At 71.5% G+C, this 22,928-nt stretch carries 21 protein-coding genes; 9 read left to right on the forward strand and 12 right to left on the reverse strand.

The window, feature by feature from the left end; all coding sequences use genetic code 11:
* The coding region (locus tag AB0I98_RS40810) for a SpoIIE family protein phosphatase (protein WP_362950760.1) at positions 1–1,738 on the forward strand (1,738 nt) is incomplete at its 5' end.
* A gap of 40 nt (positions 1,739–1,778) precedes the next feature.
* Here AB0I98_RS40810 and AB0I98_RS40815 read toward each other — a convergent pair.
* From AB0I98_RS40815 to AB0I98_RS40830, 4 genes are all read right to left on the reverse strand, one after another.
* Positions 1,779–2,003, reverse strand: coding sequence for a heavy-metal-associated domain-containing protein (locus tag AB0I98_RS40815; protein ID WP_362950762.1), 225 nt, complete (start codon positions 2,001–2,003; stop codon positions 1,779–1,781).
* Positions 2,004–2,116: 113 nt separating this feature from the next.
* On the reverse strand, positions 2,117–2,734 hold the full coding sequence (locus AB0I98_RS40820) for a 2'-5' RNA ligase family protein (RefSeq protein WP_362950763.1): 618 nt from the start codon (positions 2,732–2,734) through the stop codon (positions 2,117–2,119).
* A 361-nt stretch (positions 2,735–3,095) separates the two neighbouring features.
* Positions 3,096–5,474: a glycosyl hydrolase family 65 protein gene (locus tag AB0I98_RS40825; RefSeq protein ID WP_362950764.1), complete on the reverse strand. Its 2,379-nt coding sequence runs from the start codon at positions 5,472–5,474 to the stop codon at positions 3,096–3,098.
* A complete protein-coding gene (locus tag AB0I98_RS40830) occupies positions 5,471–6,229 on the reverse strand; it encodes a beta-phosphoglucomutase family hydrolase (RefSeq protein ID WP_362950766.1) in 759 nt (252 codons plus the stop codon). The genes AB0I98_RS40825 and AB0I98_RS40830 overlap by 4 nt, the downstream gene beginning before the upstream one ends.
* Before the next feature lie 101 nt (positions 6,230–6,330).
* On the opposite strand from AB0I98_RS40830, the gene AB0I98_RS40835 reads away from it, so the two are divergent.
* The gene (locus AB0I98_RS40835) at positions 6,331–6,774 is read left to right on the forward strand and encodes an archease (protein WP_328369391.1); all 444 of its coding nucleotides are present in this window, start codon (positions 6,331–6,333) and stop codon (positions 6,772–6,774) included.
* 11 nt (positions 6,775–6,785) lie between these two features.
* On the opposite strand, the gene AB0I98_RS40840 is transcribed toward AB0I98_RS40835, so the two are convergent.
* The 4 genes from AB0I98_RS40840 to AB0I98_RS40855 form a co-directional block, all read right to left on the reverse strand.
* Positions 6,786–8,198 carry an RtcB family protein gene (locus AB0I98_RS40840; protein WP_362950767.1) on the reverse strand — a complete coding sequence of 471 codons (1,413 nt, stop codon included), beginning with the start codon at positions 8,196–8,198 and terminating at the stop codon, positions 6,786–6,788.
* Positions 8,199–8,223: 25 nt separating this feature from the next.
* Positions 8,224–9,057, reverse strand: a complete 834-nt coding sequence (locus tag AB0I98_RS40845; RefSeq protein WP_362950769.1) for a universal stress protein — start codon at positions 9,055–9,057, stop codon at positions 8,224–8,226.
* Positions 9,058–9,071: 14 nt separating this feature from the next.
* On the reverse strand, positions 9,072–9,728 hold the full coding sequence (locus AB0I98_RS40850; protein ID WP_362950770.1) for a phosphoribosyltransferase family protein: 657 nt from the start codon (positions 9,726–9,728) through the stop codon (positions 9,072–9,074).
* 68 nt (positions 9,729–9,796) lie between these two features.
* Entirely contained in the window at positions 9,797–10,453 is a 657-nt protein-coding gene (locus AB0I98_RS40855) for a dienelactone hydrolase family protein (protein WP_362950772.1), read from the reverse strand.
* Between the two features lie 112 nt (positions 10,454–10,565).
* Here AB0I98_RS40855 and AB0I98_RS40860 point away from each other — a divergent pair, with 112 nt between their 5' ends.
* On the forward strand, positions 10,566–11,018 hold the full coding sequence (locus AB0I98_RS40860; RefSeq protein ID WP_362950774.1) for a YbhB/YbcL family Raf kinase inhibitor-like protein: 453 nt from the start codon (positions 10,566–10,568) through the stop codon (positions 11,016–11,018).
* Positions 11,019–11,035: 17 nt separating this feature from the next.
* Here AB0I98_RS40860 and AB0I98_RS40865 read toward each other — a convergent pair whose 3' ends face one another.
* Positions 11,036–12,505 (reverse strand): alpha/beta hydrolase, encoded by a 1,470-nt coding sequence (locus AB0I98_RS40865; protein ID WP_362950776.1) that lies wholly within the window; start codon positions 12,503–12,505, stop codon positions 11,036–11,038.
* Between the two features lie 216 nt (positions 12,506–12,721).
* On the opposite strand from AB0I98_RS40865, the gene AB0I98_RS40870 reads away from it, so the two are divergent.
* Positions 12,722–13,900, forward strand: coding sequence for a histidine kinase (locus tag AB0I98_RS40870; protein WP_362950779.1), 1,179 nt, complete (start codon positions 12,722–12,724; stop codon positions 13,898–13,900).
* Positions 13,901–14,578 carry a response regulator transcription factor gene (locus AB0I98_RS40875; protein ID WP_362950782.1) on the forward strand — a complete coding sequence of 226 codons (678 nt, stop codon included), beginning with the start codon at positions 13,901–13,903 and terminating at the stop codon, positions 14,576–14,578. It abuts the gene before it with no gap.
* A gap of 156 nt (positions 14,579–14,734) precedes the next feature.
* Here AB0I98_RS40875 and AB0I98_RS40880 read toward each other — a convergent pair whose 3' ends face one another.
* Together AB0I98_RS40880 and AB0I98_RS40885 are read right to left on the reverse strand one after the other, a co-directional pair.
* The gene (locus tag AB0I98_RS40880; RefSeq protein WP_362950784.1) at positions 14,735–15,154 is read right to left on the reverse strand and encodes a CBS domain-containing protein; all 420 of its coding nucleotides are present in this window, start codon (positions 15,152–15,154) and stop codon (positions 14,735–14,737) included.
* An 18-nt stretch (positions 15,155–15,172) separates the two neighbouring features.
* On the reverse strand, positions 15,173–15,598 hold the full coding sequence (locus AB0I98_RS40885) for a CBS domain-containing protein (RefSeq protein ID WP_362950786.1): 426 nt from the start codon (positions 15,596–15,598) through the stop codon (positions 15,173–15,175).
* 296 nt (positions 15,599–15,894) lie between these two features.
* On the opposite strand from AB0I98_RS40885, the gene AB0I98_RS40890 reads away from it, so the two are divergent.
* A complete protein-coding gene (locus AB0I98_RS40890; protein WP_362950789.1) occupies positions 15,895–17,100 on the forward strand; it encodes a hypothetical protein in 1,206 nt (401 codons plus the stop codon).
* 134 nt (positions 17,101–17,234) lie between these two features.
* Positions 17,235–19,181, forward strand: a complete 1,947-nt coding sequence (locus AB0I98_RS40895; protein ID WP_362950790.1) for a protein-arginine deiminase domain-containing protein — start codon at positions 17,235–17,237, stop codon at positions 19,179–19,181.
* 51 nt (positions 19,182–19,232) lie between these two features.
* On the opposite strand, the gene AB0I98_RS40900 is transcribed toward AB0I98_RS40895, so the two are convergent.
* Entirely contained in the window at positions 19,233–20,234 is a 1,002-nt protein-coding gene (locus tag AB0I98_RS40900) for a LacI family DNA-binding transcriptional regulator (protein ID WP_362950817.1), read from the reverse strand.
* A 191-nt stretch (positions 20,235–20,425) separates the two neighbouring features.
* Here AB0I98_RS40900 and AB0I98_RS40905 point away from each other — a divergent pair, with 191 nt between their 5' ends.
* Together AB0I98_RS40905 and AB0I98_RS40910 are read left to right on the forward strand one after the other, a co-directional pair.
* Positions 20,426–21,376, forward strand: coding sequence for a TIM barrel protein (locus tag AB0I98_RS40905; RefSeq protein WP_362950793.1), 951 nt, complete (start codon positions 20,426–20,428; stop codon positions 21,374–21,376).
* A 9-nt stretch (positions 21,377–21,385) separates the two neighbouring features.
* Complete coding sequence (locus AB0I98_RS40910; protein WP_362950795.1) at positions 21,386–22,810, forward strand: sugar porter family MFS transporter; 1,425 nt, start codon at positions 21,386–21,388, stop codon at positions 22,808–22,810.
* The last annotated feature ends 118 nt before the right edge of the window (positions 22,811–22,928 follow it).

Raw genomic sequence — 22,928 nt, forward strand, 5'->3', positions numbered from 1 at the left:
GCGACTGGTCCCGCTCCCCGACCGCCACGCCTTCCACAACACCGACCTCCACGACCGGCGCGTACGGGAGGCCGAACGTGAGGCCGCCGCCCGCGCCCAGGCCGACCGGGCCGCCCGCATCGGCGAACTGACGGCGGCGCTCGCCAAGGCGATCAGCTCGCAGGACGTCGTCGACGCGGTCGCCCGCCATGTGCTGCCGCCGTTCGGCGCGGCCGGGCTGATGATGCAGGTCATCGAGGACGAGCGGACCCGGGTCGTCGGCAGCGTCGGCTACTCCCAGGAGTTCCTCGACCTGGTCGACCACCTTCCCGTGACGGGACGCAGCGCGGTCACGGACGCGCTCTTCAGCCGCACCCCGCAGTTCTTCTCCTCCCCCGAGGAGTACGCGGGCCGCTACCCGGCGCTGGCCGGGCAGCCCGCGGCGGGCGGCAAGGCGGCCTGGGCGTTCCTGCCGCTGATCGCCTCGGACCACCCGGCCGGGGTGTGCGTGATCTCCTTCGAGCAGCCACGCCGCTTCACCGGCGAGGAACGCACGCTGCTGGTCGCGATCAGCGGCCTGGTCGCCCACGCCCTGGAGCGGGCCCGCCTCTTCGACGCCGAGCACATCCGCGCCCAGGAACTGCAGCGCGGCCTGCTCCCCCGGACGCTGCCGCCGCTGCCCGCCTGCACCTCCGCGGCGCGCTATCTGTCGGCCCGGCAGGGCATGGACGTGGGCGGCGACTGGTACGACATCATCCCGCTCTCCGGCGACCGGGTCGCCCTCGTCATCGGCGACGTGATGGGCCATGGACTGCCCCAGGCGGCCACCATGGGACGGCTGCGCACCGCCGTCCACACCCTGGCGGATCTGGAACTGGCGCCCGACGAGATCCTGGCCCACCTCAACGACGTCGTCTCCGAACTCGGCGACGACTCCTACGCCACCTGCCTGTACGGGGTGTACGACCCGACGACCGGCGTGTGTGCCTTCGGCTGCGCCGGGCATCCGCCGCCCGCCGTCGTGCGGCCGGACGGCACGGTCGAGTTCCCGGCGGTGGCCCAGGATCCCCCGCTGGGCGCCGCCGACCCGCCCTTCGAGAGCGTCGAGGTCGCCCTGCCGGAGGACTCCCTGCTCGTGCTGTACACCGACGGCCTGATCGAGTCCGCCAGCCGGGACATCGACGTGGGCATGGCCCATCTCGCGCGGCTGCTCGGCGGGGCCGACACGGAGGACGACCTCGACCGGCTCTGCGATCGGCTCACCTCGGGCCTGGTCCCGGCACAGCAGCAGTCCGCCGACGACGCGGCCCTGCTGGTGGTGCGGGTGCACCGGCTGCCGCCCGAAGCGGTCGCCGTGTGGCCGCTGAGCACGGAGCCGCAGGCGGCCGGCGAGGCACGCAAGCTGGTCCGGGCGCAGCTGTCCGAGTGGGGCCTGGACGATCTGGCGATGACGACGGAACTGCTGGTCAGCGAGCTGGTGGGCAACGTCGTCCGGCATGCCAAGGGCCCGGTCATGCTCCGTCTGCTGCGCAGCCGCGCGCTGATCTGCGAGGTCTCCGACGGGAGCCTCACCACCCCCCGGATCCGCCGGGCGTCCGAGACGGACGAGGGCGGCCGGGGCCTCCAACTGGTCGCGGCCCTCTCCCAGCGGTGGGGTGCCCGCTACACCGGGACCGGCAAGTGCATCTGGACGGAACAGGCACTGACCGGCCCCGACTCCCCCGCCGCCCTGCTGACCTTCTTCGACCAGGTGGCATGAGACCAGGTGGCGTGAGAGGCGGCACGCTCCCCCACGGCGCTCAGGCCGCGGCGGCCCGTGCGCCCCGCGCCACCTCGAAACCCGCCTCGACGATCGCGCTGCGCACCGCGTCCTCGCCGAACTGCTCCCCTCGTACGATCACCCGGCCGGCCCGCACATCGACGTCGACCTCGGTGACGCCGGGTACCGCCACCACCTCTTCGGTGACGCTCGCCGCGCAGTGGCCGCAGCTCATGCCGATGACGGTGTACTGCTTCTCGGCCATGGCAGGTACTCCTGTCGTCCGGGATCGGTGTGCCCTGAGGTACGCGACCGGGACGGGTGATGTTCAACGCCCTTACGGAGAAGGCCGGTTGACGATCCGGTTGAGGACGGACCTCATCCCGCACCGCCCAGCGGCACGAACGCCAGCTCCTGCCAGCGGATCTCGTGCTGCTTGCGGTCCTGGACGGCCTCCACGAGCCGTGCGCCGTCCACGGTCAGCGTGGCCCGCCGGCCCGAGGCGCTGCGCAGCCTGCCCTGCAGGAGCCGCGAGTCGCCGAGTGCGGTGCCGTAGGCCAGCGAGATCCTCGGGCGTTCGTCCTCGTAGTCGTCGGCGTCCTCGCCGAACACCTCCACGACGGCGTCCCTGGCCTGGTGCCGGAGCTCCTGGAACTCGTCCTCGGGAGCGATGTCGAGCAGGACACCGCACCGGCCCGCCACCGCCGCGCCCACCGTCACCGTGAAGGGGCGCACCGCGCCGAGCCGTTCCCGCAACCGGCCTTCGAACAGGGCGAGTTCCGGTCCGGTCACCTCGCTCGCGGGCCGGTCGTCGACGACGGCCAGCGTCTCGTGCAGCCACTCGTCCTTGACCGGCGAGACGAACCCGAACCGGGCGAGGACCGGGCGATAGATGTCGGTCACCGGTTTGATCTCGGGGAGTCGCGGGACGAAGTCCACCCTGAGCTTGGTCCACCCGTCGGGCCAGAGCCTCGCCCCCCTGAGATACCGGTCCATGAAACTCCCTCTCATCCAGCCGAATCGACGCCTTTCGTACCGCCCACCCGGTGCCGCGATCGCCCACGCCCGGGTACGGCTCACGGCAGTCTGCCGCACCCGGGGCTCCGGTGGGTAACCGCCGCAGTACCGGGAGTCGCCACCGAATGCCCTACGGTTGACCGGAAGTTGATGCTCGAACACACCGATCTAGAGCGCGCTCGCGCAGGTCAGCAGGGTTTCGACAGCGTCGGCGGCTCGGGCCGAGAGGTCAGCCGTCCGCGATACGCCGCGAGTTGACGCCGCCGGAGTCACAGATCAGGCGTGTACACCCGCCGACCACGTCCGGTACCTTGACCCCCGTCCTGTGCGGGGGGTGACGTCACCCCCGCAGCATCAGCCGTCGCATCTCGCCCGGCCGGACGGACACCGTGCGGTCCGGCAGGCGGACGTCGATCGGGTCGAGGTCGGACGCGGGAACCGTGATCTCCAAGCGCCCGTGTTCCAGCCGGAGGTGGATGCCCCAGTGGCCCTGGTAGTGGATGGCGAAGCCGTACGAGGACAGCTCCGGCAGCGGAACCGGGTCGAGGCACAGCGCCCCGCCGCTGGTCGCCAGTCCGGTCAGTCCACGCTGGACGAGGTCGAGGGTGCCGGCCATGGCGCCGAGGTGGATGCCCTCGCCGGTGGTGCCGCCCTGCAGGTCGGCGATGTCGCCGCGCAGCGCCTCCTGGCAGAACATCCAGGCCTCCGCGCGCCGGGCCCGGGCCAGCACCCAGCCGTGGACCAAGCCGCTGAGGGTCGACCCGTGGCTGGTGCGCCGCAGGTAGTAGTCGACCGTGCGCCGCCAGGTGTCCTGGTCAAGGCGGTGGCCCAACCGGCGGAAGATTTCCTGGAGTTCGGCGGGTGAGAAGAGGTAGCCGAGCATCAGCACATCGGCCTGCTTGGACGCCTGGTAGCGGTTGACGGTGTCGCCCTCCGCCTCCAGGATCCGGTCCAGGCGCCGGATGTCGCCGTAGCGCTTGCGGTAGCCCTCCCAGTCGAGTTCGGCGAGGTCGCCATAGCCCTCGAACTGGCTGATGACACCCCCGTGGAAGGGCACATGGAGGGTGCGCGACATCTCATCCCAGTGTTCCCGCTCGCCGCCGTCCAGGCCGGTGCGCTCCAGGAGTTCGCGGCGGCGGGGTTCGGGCAGGGCGCGCAGCATCTCCAGGGTGCGGGTGAGCACCCATGCGGCGGTGACGTTGGTGTACGCGTTGTCGTCGAGGCCGGGCAGCTTCGCGTCGGGGTAGGCGTCGTGGTACTCGTCTGGGCCGACCACGCCCCGGATGCGATACCGGCCCAGGCCCTCGTCGTACACCGCCGAGTCCGCCCAGTAGCGGGCGATCTGGAGCAGCATCTCGGCGCCCTTGGTGTGCAGGAACTCGGCGTCGCCGCTGGCCTCGCAGTACCGCCACACGTTGTACGCGATCGCCGAGCCGACGTGGTGCTGGAGTCGAGAGTAGTCCGGCAGCCAGCGCCCCGAGCGCGGGTTGAGATGCAGTTCCTGGGTCTCCTCGCGCCCGTCGCTGCCGCTCTGCCACGGGTAGAGCGCGCCGCGCCGCCCGGCCGCGCGGGCGGCGGCACGGGCCTGGTCCAGGCGCCGGTGGCGGTAGCCGAGCAGGGCCCGGGACACCTCCGGGAAGTGCAGGTTCAGATACGGCAGCACGAACAGCTCGTCCCAGAAGACGTGCCCCCGGTACGCCTCGCCGTGCAGTCCCCGGGCCGGCACGCCCACGTCCAGGTCGGCGGTGTGCGGCGAGAGGGTCTGCAGGACGTGGAAGAGGTGCAGCCGGAGAATGCGGCCCGCGGCGCCGGGGACGTCGATCTCGGCCCGCCGCCACAGCTGGTCCCAGGCCGTGCGGTGGGCCTTCAGCAGGTCGTCGAAGCCGGAGGCCGCGTCCACCCGGTCGACGGCGGCGTCCAGCGGATCGCTGATCGCGGGGTCGCGGGAGGTGTGCAGGGCGACGGTCTTGTCCACGGTGACGGTACGGCCGGGGATCAGCTCGAGGTGGATCCGCTGGACGGCTCGATTGACCTCCAGCCGCTCCGTCACCGGGACGTCGGCGGTCAGCCGGGCCGCCATGCCGATCCGGATGTCCGAGGTGCGGGTCCGGCAGCGCAGCCACACCGTGTCAGGTGCGGAACTCCCGGTGTGCACGTGGGTCAGATGGTGGCCGTCCAGATCGCGGTAGCGCGCGACCCCGGAGTTGGTGACGCCCCCGTCGAGCGCCGCCTCGACGTCGAGGGCGCCCGCGAAGCCCTCGGCGGTGAGCTCGGTGCGCAGGACCGCCAGATGGGGGTCGGCCATGCCCACGAACCGCTGCTGCCGTACGAACAGGGCCTTGCCCTCCGCCAGCGCGTACCGCGTGACGCGCTCCAGCATCCCCGAGTCGAGGTGCAGCACCTGCCGGTGGTCCAGGACCGTCGCCGTGTCGGGGGTGAGCCACCGCCCGCCGGGGCGGCGGAAGCGCAGCGCCAGCCAGTTCGGCAGGTTGACCATGTCCTCGTTCTCGACGCTGTGTCCTGCCACGTCCGAGGCGAGCCGGTTGTAGCAGCCGGCCGCATACGTGCCGGGGTAGTGCACCTCGTCGGCGATGCACTCCGGGAACGCGCCACGGGTGGCGAAGTATCCGTTGCCGAGCGTGCACAGCGACTCCCTGAGCCGTTCGTCCGCTGGTTCGTAGCCGTCGTACTCCCAGGTCCAGGACGTCGGTGCGGTCACCGCGGTGCTCCTTCCACGAGCAGTTCTGCCAGATCTCGTACGACGATGTCGGCGCCGTGCCGCAGCAGCCTCGCGCCGGTGTCCGCACCGGCGGCCCGGTCCACGCCGACGACGAGCGCGAACGCACCCCGACGCCCCGCTTCCACGCCCGCCAGCGCGTCCTCCACGACGGCGGCGTGCCCGGCGGGGACGCCGAGCCGGCGGGCCGCCTCCAGGAAGAGGTCGGGTTCGGGTTTGCCGGCGAGCCCCAGCCGGGCCGCCTCACCGCCGTCCACCAGGGCGTCGAAGAGGTCCCGGACCCCGGCCCGGGTGAGCAGCTCACCCGCGTGCCGGGACGCCGAGGCCGCCGCCACGGGTACCCCGGCCTCGCGCAGGGCACGCACCAGCCGGACCGTCCCGGGATAGGCGTCGACGCCGTGGGTGCGCAGCCGCTCGGTGAAGAGGCGCTCCTTGTCCGCGGCGACGGCCCGTACGCTCCCGTCCGATGTGTCGAGGCCGCGGGAGGCGAGGAAGGCGGCGGCCCCGTCGAGGCGGGATTTGCCGTCCACGTGCCGCAGGTAGTCGTCCCGGGGATCGAAGGGGCGCCGCTGGTCCGGGTCCTCGGGCGGGTGCTGACGCAGATAGGTGTCGAAGGCGGTCCGCCAGGCGGCGGCGTGCACCCGGGCCGAGTCGGTGATCACTCCGTCGGTGTCGAAGACGACGGCCCGCACGTCCCGCAGTGCGGGTGCGAGCGCCAGGCGGGTCGGGTCGGTCATGGCGGCTCCTGAGGCGGTGGCTCCTCTGCCGGTCCGGACATGCCCCCCGAATCCAGTGTGCGGCGCCGCGCAGTGGGCACACGGGGGACATGGTCGGCGACATGGGCGACGACATCACGGCGCGCAGGCGCGGGACGAGTGGGCACCGGCTGGTGCCGCACACGGCTGACGTGCGCGTCGAGGCCTGGGCGGAGAGCCGCGAGCGCTGTCTGGTGGAGGCCGTCACGGGCATGGTGGAGGGCTTCGCGGACGTCTCCGGGACCCGGGCGACCGGCGTGGCCCGGCTGCGGCTGGCCGAGGGCAGCCCCGAGGATCTGCTGACCACGCTGCTCGACGAGGTCGTCTTCCGGCTGGAGGTGCACGGGCAGGTGCCGGTCGACGTGGAGGCGGAGGCGTACGACGAGGGGCTCGACGTGCGGATGGCGGTCGCCGACCTCGGCGTGGTGGAGGTCATCGGCGCCGCGCCGAAGGGCATCGCGTGGGAGAACCTGCGCATCGAGCCCGGTCCGTACGGCTGGTCCTGCGCGGTGACCATCGACGTATGAGCGCATCCGGCTCATCCCTTCACCACGCCCAGCGGCACGAGCTTGGCCACCGTCCGGCACAGCCCCGCCGTCTCGCTCGCGGCGACCACCGCGCTGACGTCCTTGTATGCCTCCGGGGTCTCCTCGGCGAGACCGCGCATCGACTTCGGCCGGACGGCGATACCGGCCGACTCCAGCCGGGTGCGCAGTTCCTTGCCCGTCACGGTGCGGGCGGCCCGGTGCCGGCTGAGGGTGCGGCCCGCGCCGTGGCAGGTGGAGTGGAAGGCGTCGCCGCCGGGCACCCCGGCCAGCACGTAGGAGGCCGTGCCCATGGTGCCGGGGATGAGCACCGGCTGGCCGAACTCCCGTAGATCCTCGGGCAGTTCGGGGTGGCCGGGCGGGAAGGCGCGGGTGGCTCCCTTGCGGTGCACGCACAGCAGGCGCCTGGCGCCGTCCACCTCGTGCGTCTCCATCTTGGCGAGGTTGTGGGACACGTCGTACACCAGCGACAGCTGTGCGCCGGTGACGCGGCGGAAGACACTGCGGGCCGCGTCGGACAGCAACTGGCGGTTGGCGCGGCCGTAGTTGGCGGCGGCTGCCATCGCGCCCAGGTAGGCCTGTCCCTCGGGCGAGTCGACCGGGGTGCAGGCCAGCTGGCGGTCGGGGACGGTGATGCCGTAACGGGTCATGGCCCGGTCCATCGCCCGGACGTGGTCGGTGCAGATCTGGTGGCCGAGGCCGCGGGAACCGCAGTGGATCATCACGCACACCTGGCCGGGGGCGAGCCCGAAGGCGGCGGCGACCGGTTCGTCGTACACCTCGGCGATCTCCTGGACCTCCAGGAAGTGGTTGGCGGAGCCGAGGCTGCCGACCTGGCCGAGGCCCCGTTCCCGGGCCCGCTCACTGACCTGCGTCGCGTCGGCGTCGGCGACCGCCCCGCCGTCCTCGCAGCGGGTGAGGTCGCGCTGCTCGCCGTGGCCCTGCTCGACGGCGTACCGGGAGCCGCCCCGCAGGATCCCCTCCAGCTCCGCCTGCCCGCTCAGCCGCCACACCCCGCCGGGCCCGGCGCCGCGCGGTATCCGCCGGTCCAGGCCGTCCATGACCGCGGGCAGCGCCCTGCGCAGTTCCCGCCCGTCGCAGTCGGCCGCCAGCAGCCGCACCCCGCAGGAGATGTCGAAGCCGACCCCGCCGGGCGAGACCACGCCGCCCTCGTCCACGGCGGTCGCGGCGACGCCGCCGATCGGGAAGCCGTAGCCCCAGTGGATGTCCGGCATGGCGTACGAGGCGCCGACGATGCCGGGCAGCGTGGCCACGTTGACGACCTGCTCCAGCGACTGCTCGGCGTCGCTCAGCAGGTCACGGGAGGCGAACACGATGCCGGGCACGCGCATCCCGTCGTGCGGGTCGATGCGGAATCGGCAGGGGCGTTCCTCGACCAGGTCCATCGCTCCGCCTCCGTGACGCGAGGGTCTATGACGTGGGTACGACGGCCACGGGACAGTCCGCGTGGTGCAGTACGGCATGGACGACCGAGCCCAGCCGCAGCCCGAACCGGCCCTCGACCGGGTGGCGCGGGAGCACCAGCAGCCCGGCCTTGGCCGATGCCTCCACCAGGACGTCGGCGGGCGAACCGGTGATCAGCTCCTGCTCCACGTGCAGCCGCGGATACGCGGCGGCGGGGCGTGCGGCGTGCTTCAGGAGCTGGGCGTGGGCGTGCTGCTCGTCGTCGATGGTGCTGACCTGGGGGACCATGAGGCCCGCCCTCGCGAGCGGCGACCAGGCGTGCACCAGACGCACCGGGGCCCCGCGCAGGTCGGCCTCGGCGAGGGCGAACCGTACGGCGTCCTCGTCCCGCTCGTCGCGGACGCCGGCCACGATGCCGTCGTGCCCGGCCTTCTCCGTGTGACCGCGGGCGACGACGACCGGTCGTTCGGCGTGGGCGGCTACCTTCAGGCTCACGGATCCCAGGAGCAGCCCGGCGAAGCCGCCTCGTCCGCGGGTGCCGAGCACGATCAGGTCGGCGTCGGTGTCCTCGGCCGCGTTCAGGACCGCCTCGGCGGGCTCCCCCTGCCCGAGGACGGTGTCGACCCGCAGCCCGGGATGGGCCGTCGTGATGCGGGTCCGGGCGTCCTCCAGCAGATCGGCGGCCGCGCCGCGGACCCGCTCGTCGGCGTGTCCCACCGCGTGCACGACCTGGAGTGCCGCTCCGCGCAGCGCCGCCTCCCGGGCCGCCCAGTCCGCGGCGAGCCAGGCCTGCGGTGTGTCGTCGACGCCGACCAGGACGGTGCCGGTCGCTTCGGTCACTCGCTTCTCCTCCTTCAGCCGGGCAGGGTGTGGGAACCGTGCAGCGCGTCGAGGACCTCGTCGTCGGTGAGCTGGTCGAAGTTCTCGTACCAGAGGCCGACGGCCATGAACTGCTCCGGCCGGTGCAGGCAGATCACCTCGTCGGCCTCGTCGCGCAGCAGCTCGACCGCCTCCGGTGAGCAGACCGGCACGGCCAGGACGACCTGCTCGGGCGCCTCACGGCGGACCCGGCGCAGTGCGGCGCGCGCGGTCGCGCCGGTGGCCAGGCCGTCGTCGACGACGATCACGGTGCGGCCCCGCAGATCCACCGGGGGACGGCCACGCCGGTAGCGCCGTTCGCGGCGCCGTACCTCCTCCCGCTCCCGGTCGACGGTCTCGGCGAGGGCGGCCTCGCTCAGGCCCAGCCGGTCCAGGGCCCGTTCGTCGAAGAGCGGCGGGTCGTCGCCGGCGATCGCGCCGACGCCCAGCTCCTCCTGGAACGGCGCCCCGATCTTGCGGACCACGAGGACGTCCAGCGGGGCGTCCAGCGCGTGTGCGACCTCGCGGGCGACCGCGGCACCACCGCGGGGCAGCGCGAGGACGACAGCGTGCGGGAGAGCCCCTTTCTCCTGCAGGGTGCGCAGCCGCGCGGCCAGTTCCCGCCCGGCCTGCTTGCGGTCGCGGAACTGCATGGCTGCTCCTTCCGATTGCCTCCGTGCGCGGCTGCCGGGTACCCGGCCCTCCGGTGCCCCACACGGCGTCACCGCTGCTGGGCGCCCAGCCGTTCCACGCACCACTCCCTGGCCAGGCCGGCGACCTGCTCCAGCGCGCCCGGCTCCTCGAACAGGTGGGTGGCACCCGGCACGACACTCAGCGTGCAGGGGGCCCGCAGCCGCCGGGCGGCGTCCTCGTTGAGCCGCAGCACCTGCGCGTCGTGCCCGCCGACGATGAGCAGCACGGGCGCGCGTACGAGGTCCAGGGCGTCGCCCGCCAGGTCGGGCCGTCCGCCGCGTGAGACCACGGTCAGGACCCGGTCCGGCCGGTCCGCCGCGGCCATCAGGGCGGCGGCCGCACCGGTGCTGGCTCCGAACAGGACGACGGGCAGTCCCTGGACCTCGGGTTCCGCGTCGAGCCAGTCGATCGCGGCGACCAGACGGCGCCCGAGCAGCGGAATGTCGAAGCGGTGCTCGGCGGTCAGCTCGTCCTGCCGGTCCTCCGCCTCGGTCAGCAGGTCCATCAGCAGCGTGCCCAGGGCGGCGGTGCGGAGTTCGGCGGCGACCTGCCGGTTGCGCGGGCTGTGCCGGGAGCTGCCGCTGCCGTGCGCGAACAGGACGACGCCGTGAGCGGGCGCCGGGACGTCGAAGTCGCCGGGGAGCTCGACGCCGTCGGCGGGCACCAGAACGGTCTGCGAGATCATCGGGCCGGCCTTCCTCAGTCCGTAGCACTCCTGACCTGGCCCGGGTATCCGTCGCGCGGAGATCCACACGTCTTCCTGATATGTCCCGCCGCCCAGGGGTACTCCGGGCCACATGACCGGCATCGAACTCAAGAGCAACGCATTCACCGACCACGCCCCCGTCCCCCGCCGGTACGCGCTGGAGGGGGAGAACGTCTCCCCGCCCCTGACCTGGTCCGGCGTACCGGACGACGCGGCCGAGCTGGTCCTGATGTGCGAGGACCCCGACGCCCCGTCGGGGAACTTCGTGCACTGGATCGTCGTGGGCATCGACCCCCGCAGCGACGGCATCAGCGAGGGGCAGAGCCCGCCCGGCGGCACCGAACTCGTCAACGGCTACGGCCGTCCCGGCTGGGGCGGACCCCACCCCCCGCCCGGGGACGAGTCCCACCACTACGTCTTCCACCTCTACGCCCTCGCCGAGCCCTGCGTCCTCCCGGACGCCCCGCGCGCCGACGACGTCCGGCAGGCCGTGGAGAAACGGGAACTCGCCGACGGCACCCTCATCGGGCTGTACCGCCGCTGAGCGCTCCGCCGCTCCCGCTACGTGCTCGGCTCCGCCGCGCAGGCGAGGTCGTGCGACGGGCGCTGCCCGGTGGTCAGGAACGCCGTCACCGTGCTGTTCGCACACGTGTTGGGTCCGAACGGATAGACACCGTGCCCGCCCTGGTCGGCCGTCACCATCGTGGCCCGCTTCCCGAACGCCCGCCGCAGCTCCTGGGCACCGACCAGCGGGGTCCCCGGGTCGCGCTCGTTCTGCACCATGAGCACGTTCGACGGGCCCCGGTCACCGATGCGTACCGGCGGCTCGACCCGCTCGTCCGGCCAGAACGCGCACGGTCCGATGCCGGCCGTGGCCCCGCCCAGCATCGGGTACTTCAGCCGGTCGACCGCGACGTTGCGCTGGTACTCCCGGACCGTCTCCGGCCAGCGCGTATCGCCGCATATCACTGAAAAGCGGGCGGACATGAAGTTCTCCATGTTCGGAATCGGCGGGCTGGGCGGCACCGGCCGGTCGGTGTCGAGCGCGTGCCAGAACTCGACCAGCTCGGGCATGTTCGCATCGACGTAGAGGCGGTCGAACGTGAGCCCGCGGAACAACATCCCGTCGATGCCCTGGACCGGTTTCGCCTCCAGCCGCTCCGCGAGATCGAAGTACTTCGCCCTCACCTGCTCCGGTGTGGTGCCCAGACCGTACTCGGGGTGCGCGGCCGCGAACGCCGCGAAGTCCGGGAACCGGTCCTCCAGTCCACGGGCGAGCAACCGCATGGCCGTGACGTCGTAACCGCCGGGGCCCAGGTTGCTGTCGAGCACGACCCGGTCGCTGCGCTTCGGGAACAGCGTCGTGTACACCGCACCGAGGTAGCTGCCGTAGGAGGCACCGAGGTACGAGAGCTTCGGCTCGGCCAGCGCCGCCCGGATCCGGTCCATGTCGCGTGCGATGTTCGCGGTGGTGGTGTGCGGCAGCATCCACGCCGTCCGTGAGGTGGCGCACTGCTCGGCTACAGTGCGCGCGTTCCCCGCCTCCCGAGCGACATCGGCCGCGGTGTGCGCGTACGGCGGGACGTTGCCGCGTGCCTGCTGCTCCGGCGTCAGATCGCAGGTCACCGGCGCGCTGCGGCCGACGCCACGCGAGTCGAAGCCGATCAGGTCGTAGGAGTCCAGCACCTTCTGCGGCAGCCCTGAGCCGGCCAGCACGGCCGGGTAGCCGAGTCCCGTGATGCCGGGGCCGCCCGGATTGGTCAGCAGTACGCCGCGGCGCTTCGAGGGTTCCTTGCTCGCCAGCCGGGAGATCGCGATCTCGATCTGCCGGCCATCCGGATCCCGGTAGTCCAGGGGGACTTCGAGCATCGCGCACTCCAGACGGGGCAAAGCGGCCTTCTCCGAGGCGGTCTTCTCCGAGCACGGGCCCCACCGCACGGTGTCCGGCGTCGCAGCCACCGTCCTTTCCGGGATCGCGGTCGCCGCAGCCACCGCGGTGGCGGCGAGGGCAAGGGACAGAGTTCTGCGCATCTGATGTCCTCCTGAGGGGGTGTGTGGGGCGCACGGGGCGAGGGTGATCACCATCCCGACCGCCTCGACGAGTCTGTTCGTGCGGCGCCACCGGCACATCGGCCCGGCGGCTCGAATGGCCTTCGCCCAAAGTCGAGGCGGCGATTCAACTCTGGTCGAAGGCACTTCAGCCCCTGGTCTGACTCACCGGCCGTACGGTGTCGCGACAATGGCCAGGTGAATACAGACGCCGCGCCACGGCTCGGATGGTGGCAGCAGACCTGGCGGCTGGCGGCAGCCGCGGCAGTGGGCATACCGGCGTGGCTCTCCACCGGTGCGGTGCTGCACTGGCAGGCGGACGAAACGGGCTCCTGGTTCCTCACCGGTGATCCGCTGGTGGCTCTCGGCTGCCTGACGGCGCTTGTGTGGCGACGGCGGTTCCCGTTCGCTGTCGCCATGACGGTCGCGATCGCCTCGACCGCGTCGACACTCGCAACCGGCGCCGCGCTTCTGGCGCTGGGCTCGATCTCCGCCCGTCGCCGTCCGGTGGAGATCGGGGTCGTCGGGCTGGCCTACGTGACCGCGTCACAGTTCGCCATCGGGCTCTACCCGGTCGAGAGCCCGCCCGGCTCGTTGTGGTTCCAGCTCGCGTTCCCGGCGCTGACCGCGGGCATCGCGGTGGCCGTGGGCATCGCCGTCGGCGCGCGGCGTGTCGAAGTGCGGTTCTTGCGGGAGCGGGCGGAGAGCGCGGAACGGGAACAGACCGCACGAGCGGCGCAGGCACGGGCCCTGGAACGGAACCGGATCGCCCGCGAGATGCACGACGTGCTCGCGCACCGGATCTCCCTGGTCGCCATGCAGGCCGGAGTGCTGGGCCACCGCAGCGACCTCGCAGCAGAGGAAAACCGTGTGCTGGTCCGCGGCATCGCCGAGGGCTCCCACCAAGCCTTGGAAGAACTACGGGATGTCCTCGGTGTGCTCCGGGCCGACCCGGGCCGCCCGGAACCACCCCAGCCCTCCCTCGACCTCATCCCCGACCTGGTGGCCGACGCCCGCACCTCCGGACTGGACGTCACGCTCACCACCACCGTGACGGGAACACCGTCCGACGTCGTCGGGCGAACCTGCTATCGCATCGTCCAAGAAGGGCTGACCAACGCCGCCAAGCACGCCCCAGGCGCACGCGTCCACATCACCCTCGACGGAACAGCGGGCGCCCAACTCGACGTCAGTGTCCACAATTCCGCGGCCACCAAAGCCGCACCACGACCGGCATCGGGCTTCGGCCTACTCGGTCTCACCGAACGAGTCGACCTCGCCGGCGGAAAGCTCGACCATCGCCCCACACCCGACGACGGATACCTCCTCACCGCCCAACTACCCTGGCCGGACCCCACCCACGAAAAGAGATCCTGAGTGGACAGCGAGCGGAAGCCGGTGCGTGTCGTCATCGTCGACGACGAACAACTGGTGCGCATGGCGCTGCGGCTCGTCATCGACGGCGAACCGGACCTGACCGTCGTCGCGGAGGCGGCCGACGGGGACGCCGCGATCACCGTGGTGGACGAGCAGCGACCGGACGTCGTACTGATGGATGTACGCATGCCCGGCCGTGACGGTCTCAGCACGACCCGGGAACTCCTTGCCCGACCGGCGCCGCCCCGGGTACTCATGCTGACCACATTCGACTCCGACGATCTGGTGCTCGGCGCACTGCGCGCCGGAGCACTCGGGTTCGTCCTCAAAGACACCCAACCGCCGCAGATTCTCGACGCGGTGCGAACCGTCGCTGACGGCAACCCCGTGCTGTCTCCGGCGGCCACGGCACGGGTGATCGCCGCGGCCACCGGCCCGCAGTCCTCTCACGCTCGCAGCTCAACCCGCGAAGCCGCACGGAAGCAGCTGTCCACACTGACCGAGCGAGAACGCGAAACTGCTCGGGCCATCGCGGATGGACTGGGCAATCCGGAGATCGCCCAGCGGCTGCACATCAGCATCGCGACGGTCAAGGCACACACAGGCAACCTATTCGCCAAGCTGGCCGTCGAGAACCGGGTGCAGATCGCACTCCTGGTCCGCGACGCAGAGGAATGACTTGGGTGCTCGTCGGACAGGTCGAGCCGGTCGCGATGGGCGTTGATCTCCAGGGCGGTGCCTGTGCGGGCGCAGGCGGGAAGCCCTACGGCCAGTCCACCTCGCCGCCCGGGTCGATGTTCAGTTCCGCGCCATGCAGCAGCCGCATACCCCTCGCTACCGGTTGGGCTTGGACGAGCTGATGTTCCCGAGCGGCGTCTCCGGGGCCCGTTCGACGGCCAGGTCGCCGAGGGAGACGATGCCCACGGGGTGCTCGTCCGCCACGACCGGGATCCGGCGTACGGCGTGCTCGCGCATCAGCTCGGCCACCCGGTCGACGTCGTCGTCGGGGCCGACGCTGAACACATCGGCGCTGCACACCTGGGCCACGGTCGTGTGCTCCGGGTCCTCGCCCTCGGCGACGGCGCGGACCACGAGGTCACGGTCGCTGACGATGCCGCGCAGCCGTCCTTCCTCGGTGACCAGGACGTCCCCGATGTCCTGGTCCCGCATGAGCCGGGCCACCTCGGTCACCGACGTGAGGGGTTCGACCGTCACGGGTGCGCTGGTCATGATGTCGCGTACGTGCTGAGTCATGGCACGCTCCTCACTGCGTCAGCGGGTGGGATCCGCCCTGCTGATGTCGGCCAGCGCGGAACGCGGGTCGTCGACCGTGGCGAGGTCGCCGAGGCTGACGACGCCGACCGGGCAGCCGCCCCGCTCGACGACCGGCAGCCTCCGGACGGCGTGGCGGCGCATCAGCTCGGCCGCCCGGTCGGTGGTGTCGTCGGGGGTCAGGGTCACCACGGGCGGGCGCGTGCACACCGATCCGACGGCGGTGGTGCCGGGGTCGCGGCCCTCGGCGAGCGTCCGGACCACGATGTCGCGGTCGGTGAGCACACCGAAGAGATCGCAGTCGTACGCCACCAGCACATCGCCGACGTTCTGCTCACGCATCAGCCCAGCCGCCCGCGCCACGGTCGTCATCGGCTCGACGGCTGCCGCACCGGGCGACATCACGTCACGTATCTGCCGGGTCATCGGACCTCCCGGATCCACGGAGCAGGGCACGCCGCCCGCGTAGCCCGTACGCGCGGCACCAAACCCGTCCTCGCCCCTTGACGCCCACGAACCGGCGTTGGCACACTCACCGACCGCTCGTAGAAAACGCTTGCTACAGCCTCGCCACACGCCGCGGGACCCCTTGGAGCCACGACCCTCCAGGTCACGCACACCCCGATCGTGAATCGATTCAGTCGAACGGGATTCGACGACGGCACCGGCGAGGGATCCAACCCCCCGCACACCCCACATCTGGATCACTTGGAGAAGACGAGATGGGACGCAGAGCCGCACAACCCCTCGCCGACACTCCCGCAACGGCCCCCAGAGGACGCGTTGTTGCCGCCGCCGCATGCGCCACCGCCCTGCTCACCGGAGCGGCCCTGCTCACCGAACCCGCGCACGCGGCCGCCCCGCCGCAGGTGGCGGCGGCGTGCGGCGAGGGCTCGTACCAGGCAGAGGCGGTACTCAGCGGCAGCACCTGGACCGCCCGGCGCGGCAGCAGTGTCGTGTACACCGGCAGCGACATGCGCGCCGCGATGCAGGCCGCCGTCAGCAGCCTTACAGCGGGCCGCACTTCGAAGGAACGGGTCGTCGTCCGCGGCTCGGGCTCCATCAGCGCCGGATCCCGGGTCTCCCTGCCCAGCTACACCGTGCTCGACGTCTGCGGCACGATCAACGTCACCGGATCGGGCTCCGGCGACCAGGCCCCGGTGTACGCCCGCGGCGCCCGCGACATCGAGGTCCAGCACCTCACCCTCACCGGCGCCCCGCTGTACGGCGTCTTCATGCGCAACGTCCAGAACGTCGTCCTCGGCCAGCTCGACATGCGCCTGTCGCGCGGCCTCGGCGTCCGCATCGACAACCGCGGCGACACCAGCCAGTGGACGCGGAACGTCCGGATCGACAACGTGTACGTCTCCGGCGCGAGCAGCCACGCCGTGGAGACGTACGGCGTCGACGGCCTCACCGTCGGTACGGTCACCGCGCGCAACGTGGGCGAGTCCGGGCTGCTGCTCAACCAGACCATCAACGCCACCGTCACCAAGGTCGACGCGGACGGAGCGGGCACCGGCACCGGCTACGCGGCGTTCCGCATGGCCAACCGCAATGGCCGGGTGGGCAGTTCGTACCCCACCAACATCCGCGTGGGCGAGGTGATCGCGCGCGGCGGCGGCCGAGGGGTGTTCTGCGTCTCCGAGAGCGGCGGCGCGGTCATCGACCGGGTGAACATCTCCAACACCGGCAACAACTCGATCCTGATCGAGAACTGCACCAACGTGAACATCGCCGCGCAGAGCGGCAGCGTCACCGGCGGCGGCGAGATCCGGCTCGCGGCCCGCTCGGAGTTTCCCAACAACTCCGACATCATCATCCAGAACCTCCGGGTGACCAACTCGGGGATCAGAGAAAGCCCTTGCGGCACGAACACCACGTTCCGCAACAACACGTTGGTGAACAGCAGCCAGAACATCTGCTAGGCATCGCCTCACTGGGGCCGCCGGTGCGGCCCCAGTGTGCGGACCCCGGTAAGAACTCTTACCTTCGCAGTCAACGCACAGCCCCCATTTCCCCTCTTGCACGGCGAAACACCCCCACCGAGAAGGGATTCGCCGTGCGCGCACGTACGCGTATACGCACCCACCCCGCGGGATCCGTGTTCCTCGCCCTCGCCGCCACGGGATCCGTGCTGGCCACGCAGCTCTCCCCTGCCGCCGCCGCGGAGCCGGCCGCGACAGCCGATCTCCGAGCGGACGTCAACCGTGACGGCCGGGTCGATCTCACCGGCGACACCGACACGGCCGGCGAGGACAGTTGGACCGTCGGCCGGGGTGCCGTCACCCTGCCCAACCTCGACGACGACACCAATCGCTGCCCGGTCACCGGACCCGGCGGCAGACCGTTGCCCGACGCCAAGCTGGCCGCCTGCAAGGACGCCTCCGACACCAAGGTCAACGGCGCGGCGGACGCCGCCGATCTGGCCCGGGTGCGCTCAACGCCCTTGCCGGGGCTGGCGGGTGACGCCACGGGCGGCATCAAGGTCACCACGGGTGCCCAGCACACCCACGTCTTCCTCAAGCGGTCCGGGAACTGGGTCCTGGTCACGCCCGACACCCGGCTGACCGCCGCCGAGCTGCGCTCCGGCGTGGAGTTCGGCGTCGAGTCGACCGACATCATCCGCGACAGAGCGCAGTGGGACGGCCGTACGGTCATCCGCCTGACCGTGACCTCCGCGGGCGCCACCACCTCCGACGAGGTCACCCTGCGTGTGGCTCCGCTGCTCACCCACCACCATCTGCAGCAGACCCAGCAGGCGATGGTCACCAAGCCGTGGGGGGAACCGCTGTTCGTGCGGTTCGTCCAAGGTCTGGCGAAGCAGGCCCGGCGCGCCGGCGTCACCAAGCCGCTGGTCACCTTCGACAAGTACGGCGACATCTGGGCGCAGGACTTCGTGGAGCCCGGGTACGTCGCCATGACCGGACCCGACGGGGACCGCCACGTCATGCGGGTCATGCTGCGCTCGGCCCAGCCGGAGCGTGAGTCGGGCCGGGAACTGTTCGAGAAGATCCGCGGCCGGGACATCGGCGTCGTCCAGGTCACCGACCGGTCCCCACAGCGCGACTGGTCGCTCAACTCGATGGGCAACCTGGAGACCATCCCGCCGTACGCGCACAATGGGCGCTCGTTCCCGGCCGGGCGGATCATCATGGGCGAGCGCAAGGACAGCGGGACCCGGCCGTCCCAGGCGATGCGCACCATGCTGAAGTCCCAGGGTCTCCAGGACCCGCTGCTGCTCGACACCTCCTGGCTCGGCGTCGGCCACGTCGACGAGTTCGTGCAGTTCCTGCCCGCCGACACCCCGCGCGGCTGGCGGATCGGCGTGGCCGACCCCGAGGCCGGGCTGAAGCTGCTGCGCGACGCCCGGGAGGCCGGTCACGGCCGGACGAAGATGTTCTCGGTGCCGCCTTCCGCGAACGGGCCCGTGCCGAGGGAGACCATCGAGCAGGCCCTGACCTCCCGCCACTTGGTGGCCGACAACACCATGGCGGCCCAGCGCATCGCGGCCAACCTGGAGATCCTCAAGCGCGAGACCGGAGTCACCGACGCCGAGATCGTCCGCGTACCCGCCCTGTATACGCGCGACGTGGCCGTGTCGGCGAACGGAAGCGACACTCCCATGCCTCGCCTGACCCGTGTGGGCGGCGACAGCGCTCTCGCGGACGCGGCCAGGAAGCACGGTCAGCAGAAGTGGCTCGCCGAGGAGCCGAACGCCGCGGCGGCTCCACAGACCGTCACGACGAGCGCCTATGTCCCCGGGGCGGTCAATGGCGTGCTGCTCGCCCGCGACCGCTATCTGGCGCCCAAGCAGTGGGGGCCGGTGATCGGCGGCAAGGACATCTTCACGGAGGCGGTCACCGCGGCCTATCGGCGCGTGGGCATGAAGGTCTCGTACCTCGACGACTGGTTCACGTACCACCTCGGCATGGGTGAGGTGCACTGCGGCACCAACACCCTGCGGGATGCCTCGGCCGCCTGGTGGGGACAGGGCGACTTGCGCTGAAGCAGGTGACCGGCCGGCATCGCGGTGGCGGTGCCGGCCGGGTGCGGTGACTCAGCCCCGCTCCTCCGGTACCGGCCCGCTGGTCCCCCGTACCACCAGCTTGCAGTCCAACACCGCTTCACGCGGCTCGAGTTCGGGCTTCTCCAGCCGCTCCACCGCGAACCGCACCGCGTGCTCCGCCATGAGCATCGCGTCCTGACGGACGGTGGTCAGGCCGACCGGCATCAGATGGGAGAGGTGGCTGTCGTCGTACCCGACGACGGACAGATCGCGCGGGACCTCGACGCCGGCCCGCGTCAGCGGCATCAACAGCCCCAGCGCGCAACGGTCGTTGCCCGCGAGGACCGCCGTCGGCAGCGGAACGTCGCGCTCCCGTTCCGCCAGCAGCAGCCGGCCCGCCTCGATGCCCGACTGTTCCGTGTGATGCCCGGGGATCACCCTCGCCTCGGACTCCAGCCCGTGGCGCCGCATCGCCGCCCGGTAGGCCCGCCGCCGCTCGGCCGAGCCGGGACCGCGGCCGCCGTCGATGTGCACGATGCGACGGTGCCCCAGTTCGAGGAGGTGCTCCATGGCCTGCCGTACGCCCTTGCCCTCGGCCGAGTGCACGAAGTCCACGCGGGCATGGGGGACGCGCCGGCTGACCGAGACGGTCACCGCACGCTGTCCGAGTTCGTTGAGGTAGGCGGCCTCGGCGTCGGGGCCGAGCACGATCAGTGCCTCGCAGCGGTGGGCGAGCAGCGCCTCGATCGCCTTCGCCTCGCTGCGGCTCTCGGAGGCCGCGGAGAGCAGCACGTCGTAGCCGAGCCGTTCGGCCTCCGGGTAGATGCCCTCGATGAGGTCCGTGTGGAAGGTCTGGTGCACGGTGAACATCACGCCGAGCGTGCGGCTGCGCCCGCGCGCCAGCAGCCGGGCCGCGGAGTCGGGCCGGTAGCCGATCTCGTCGGCGACCCGCAGCACCCGCTGCCGCGTCTCCTCGCTGGCCCCCGGCTGGTTGCGGAACACGATGGAGACCAGCGCCCGGGAGACACCCGCCTTCTTGGCGACGTCCGCCATCGTGGGCCGCTGCTTGCCCGCTGCATCCACCTGTGAACCCACCCTTCGACGCGGCCACCTTACGTCTGCCGCGAAATCCCCCGGCAACAAGCTATTGACATGACATTTGGACAGGGGTCATCGTACTCGCACTAGAGCGCGCTAGTAGCGCGCGACAGCACATCTCGATGCCCCCATCGAAAGGCACCGCCATGGCAACGGCGCCATCCTCGCTCCGCACCTCCGCAGGCAACCTCTGCCTGGGCTCCGCCCCCGACTCCTGGGGCGTCTGGTTCCCCGAGGACGAGCACCAGGTGTCGTACACCCGCTTCCTCGACGAGCTGGCCGCGGCCGGCTACCAGTGGCTCGAACTCGGCCCGTACGGCTACCTCCCCACCGATCCCCAGCGGCTGAAGGAGGAACTCGACGCCCGCGGTCTGCGGGTCTCCGGCGGCACCGCCTTCGGCGCACTGCACCGGCCCGAGGTCTGGGACGAGATGCTCGCGCACGTCCGCCAGGTCGCGACGCTGACCGCCGCCGCGGGCGCCCACCACCTGGTGCTCATCCCGCCGATGTACCGGGACGAGAAGACCGGCGCGTTCACGGAGTCGCCCGAGCTGACCGCCCAGCAGTGGGCCGGGTTCGGCAAGGCCGCCGACCGGCTCGGGAAGCTGCTGCTCGACGAGTACGACGTACGGCTCGTCGTCCATCCGCACGCCGACAGCCACGTCCAGACGCAGCCGGAGATCGAGCGGCTGCTCAACGAGTCGGACTCCCGGTATACCAACCTGTGCCTGGACACCGGGCACGTCGCCTACGGCGGCGGCGACAACCTCGATCTGATCCGCCGGTTCGGCGAGCGCGTCGGCTACGTGCACATCAAGCAGATGGACCCGGAGATCCTCGCTCAGGTCGCCGCGGAGGATCTCCCCTTCGGTGAGGCCGTCAAGCGCGGGGTGTGCGTGTCGCCGCCCGCCGGTGTGCCGAAGCCCGCGGATGTCGTGGCCGAACTGGCGAAGCTGGACGCGGAGTTGTTCGTGATCGTCGAGCAGGACCTGTACCCGTGCGCTCACGAGGTGCCGCTGCCCATCGCGGTGAGCACGCGTGAGCATCTGTTCGGGTGCGGTCTGTCCGGTACCCGACGTCCGGCCGTCAACCGGTAAGGGGCTGCCATGGACGTCAGGAACGACGCGATCACAGCAGCCGTCACGCCGGTGGACGACGCTCCGCCGGCGGTCTCCCGCAGGCTGCGGCTCATCACGGTCATCGCCACCTTCGGCGGACTGCTCTTCGGCTACGACACCGGTGTCATCAACGGTGCGCTGCCCTACATGACGGACGATCTGGGCCTGACCGCGGTCACCGAGGGCATGGTCACCAGCTCGCTGCTGCTGGGCGCGGCCCTGGGCGCGGTGGCCGGCGGGCGGCTGTCGGACGCGCGGGGACGGCGCCGTACGATCCTCGTTCTCGCGGTGCTGTTCTTCGTCGGTGCGCTCGGCTGCACGCTCGCGCCCACCACCGCGGTCATGGTCGTGGCCCGGTTCGTGCTGGGCCTCGCGGTCGGCGGCGCCTCGGTGACCGTGCCCGTGTATCTCGCGGAGATCTCCCCCGCCGAGCGGCGCGGCGCGCTGGTGACACGGAACGAACTCATGATCGTCAGCGGCCAGTTGCTGGCGTTCACCTCGAACGCGATCATCGCCCGGGTGGGCGGCGAGTCCGGCGGTGTCTGGCGCTGGATGCTGGTGATCGCCACGATCCCGGCCGTGGTGCTGTGGTTCGGCATGCTGGTCATGCCGGAGAGCCCGCGGTGGCTCGCCTCCAAGACACGCTTCGGCGAGGCCCTCGAGGTGCTCAAACAGGTGCGTTCGCAGCAGCGGGCGGAGGCCGAGCTGGCCGAGGTGTCCGCGCTCGCGGTCAAGGAGGAGCAGGAGAAGCTCGGCGGCTGGCAGGACATGAAGGCCACCCCGTGGATCCGCAAACTGATGTTCGTCGGCTTCGGCATCGCGATCGTGCAGCAGATCACCGGCGTCAACACGATCATGTACTACGGCACTCAGATCCTCACCGATGCCGGTTTCGCCGCCGACAGCGCGCTGACCGCGAACATCGCCAACGGTGTGATCTCGGTGCTGGCCACCTTCGTCGGTATCTGGCTGCTGAGCCGCGTGAACCGCCGCCCGATGCTGATGACCGGTCAGATCGGCACGACCGCGGCCCTGTTGCTGATCGGTGTGTTCTCCCTGGTGCTGCCGTCCGGTGACGGACGGGCGTATGCCGTGCTCGCCATGACGGTCACCTTCCTCGCCTTCCAGCAGGGCGCGATCTCGCCGGTGACCTGGCTGATGCTGTCGGAGATCTTCCCGATGCGGATGCGTGGCTTCGGGATGGGCGTCGCGGCCGTGGTGCTGTGGCTGACCAACTTCGCGATCGGCCTGGTCTTCCCGTCCCTGGTCTCCGGGATCGGGATCTCCAATACCTTCTTCCTCTTCGTGGTGGCGGGAATCTTCTCGCTCGCCTTCGTGAAGCTCTACGTCCCCGAGACCAAGGGCCGCTCACTGGAAACCCTCGAAGCCGAACTCCGGGCGCGCTACGCCTAGGCGCTCCGCTGGATATGCGGTTCTTCCGCCGCGGGCCGGCGGGGGCTGGTCGCGCCCACGCGGCGGTAGCCGCAGATTCAACACAGCCCCGCGCCCCTTGCGGGGCGCGGTTCCGCAC

It is taken from the genome of Streptomyces sp. NPDC050211 (assembly GCF_040656035.1).
In the GTDB taxonomy this organism is placed as follows: domain Bacteria; phylum Actinomycetota; class Actinomycetes; order Streptomycetales; family Streptomycetaceae; genus Streptomyces.

Bases quoted from the DNA above. Each gene is read 5' to 3' on its own strand.
- AB0I98_RS40900 (WP_362950817.1), bottom strand. From the start codon at position 20,234: ATGGCGGACGTCGCCAAGAAGGCGGGTGTCTCCCGGGCGCTGGTCTCC.
- AB0I98_RS40830 (WP_362950766.1), bottom strand. From the start codon at position 6,229: ATGACCGACCCGACCCGCCTGGCGCTCGCACCCGCACTGCGGGACGTG.
- AB0I98_RS40815 (WP_362950762.1), bottom strand. From the start codon at position 2,003: ATGGCCGAGAAGCAGTACACCGTCATCGGCATGAGCTGCGGCCACTGC.
- AB0I98_RS40840 (WP_362950767.1), bottom strand. From the start codon at position 8,198: ATGGACCTGGTCGAGGAACGCCCCTGCCGATTCCGCATCGACCCGCAC.
- AB0I98_RS40885 (WP_362950786.1), bottom strand. From the start codon at position 15,598: ATGACCCGGCAGATACGTGACGTGATGTCGCCCGGTGCGGCAGCCGTC.
- AB0I98_RS40860 (WP_362950774.1), top strand. From the start codon at position 10,566: ATGACCGGCATCGAACTCAAGAGCAACGCATTCACCGACCACGCCCCC.
- AB0I98_RS40910 (WP_362950795.1), top strand. From the start codon at position 21,386: ATGGACGTCAGGAACGACGCGATCACAGCAGCCGTCACGCCGGTGGAC.
- AB0I98_RS40890 (WP_362950789.1), top strand. From the start codon at position 15,895: ATGGGACGCAGAGCCGCACAACCCCTCGCCGACACTCCCGCAACGGCC.
- AB0I98_RS40855 (WP_362950772.1), bottom strand. From the start codon at position 10,453: ATGATCTCGCAGACCGTTCTGGTGCCCGCCGACGGCGTCGAGCTCCCC.
- AB0I98_RS40820 (WP_362950763.1), bottom strand. From the start codon at position 2,734: ATGGACCGGTATCTCAGGGGGGCGAGGCTCTGGCCCGACGGGTGGACC.
- AB0I98_RS40850 (WP_362950770.1), bottom strand. From the start codon at position 9,728: ATGCAGTTCCGCGACCGCAAGCAGGCCGGGCGGGAACTGGCCGCGCGG.
- AB0I98_RS40865 (WP_362950776.1), bottom strand. From the start codon at position 12,505: ATGCGCAGAACTCTGTCCCTTGCCCTCGCCGCCACCGCGGTGGCTGCG.
- AB0I98_RS40905 (WP_362950793.1), top strand. From the start codon at position 20,426: ATGGCAACGGCGCCATCCTCGCTCCGCACCTCCGCAGGCAACCTCTGC.
- AB0I98_RS40835 (WP_328369391.1), top strand. From the start codon at position 6,331: ATGGGCGACGACATCACGGCGCGCAGGCGCGGGACGAGTGGGCACCGG.
- AB0I98_RS40880 (WP_362950784.1), bottom strand. From the start codon at position 15,154: ATGACTCAGCACGTACGCGACATCATGACCAGCGCACCCGTGACGGTC.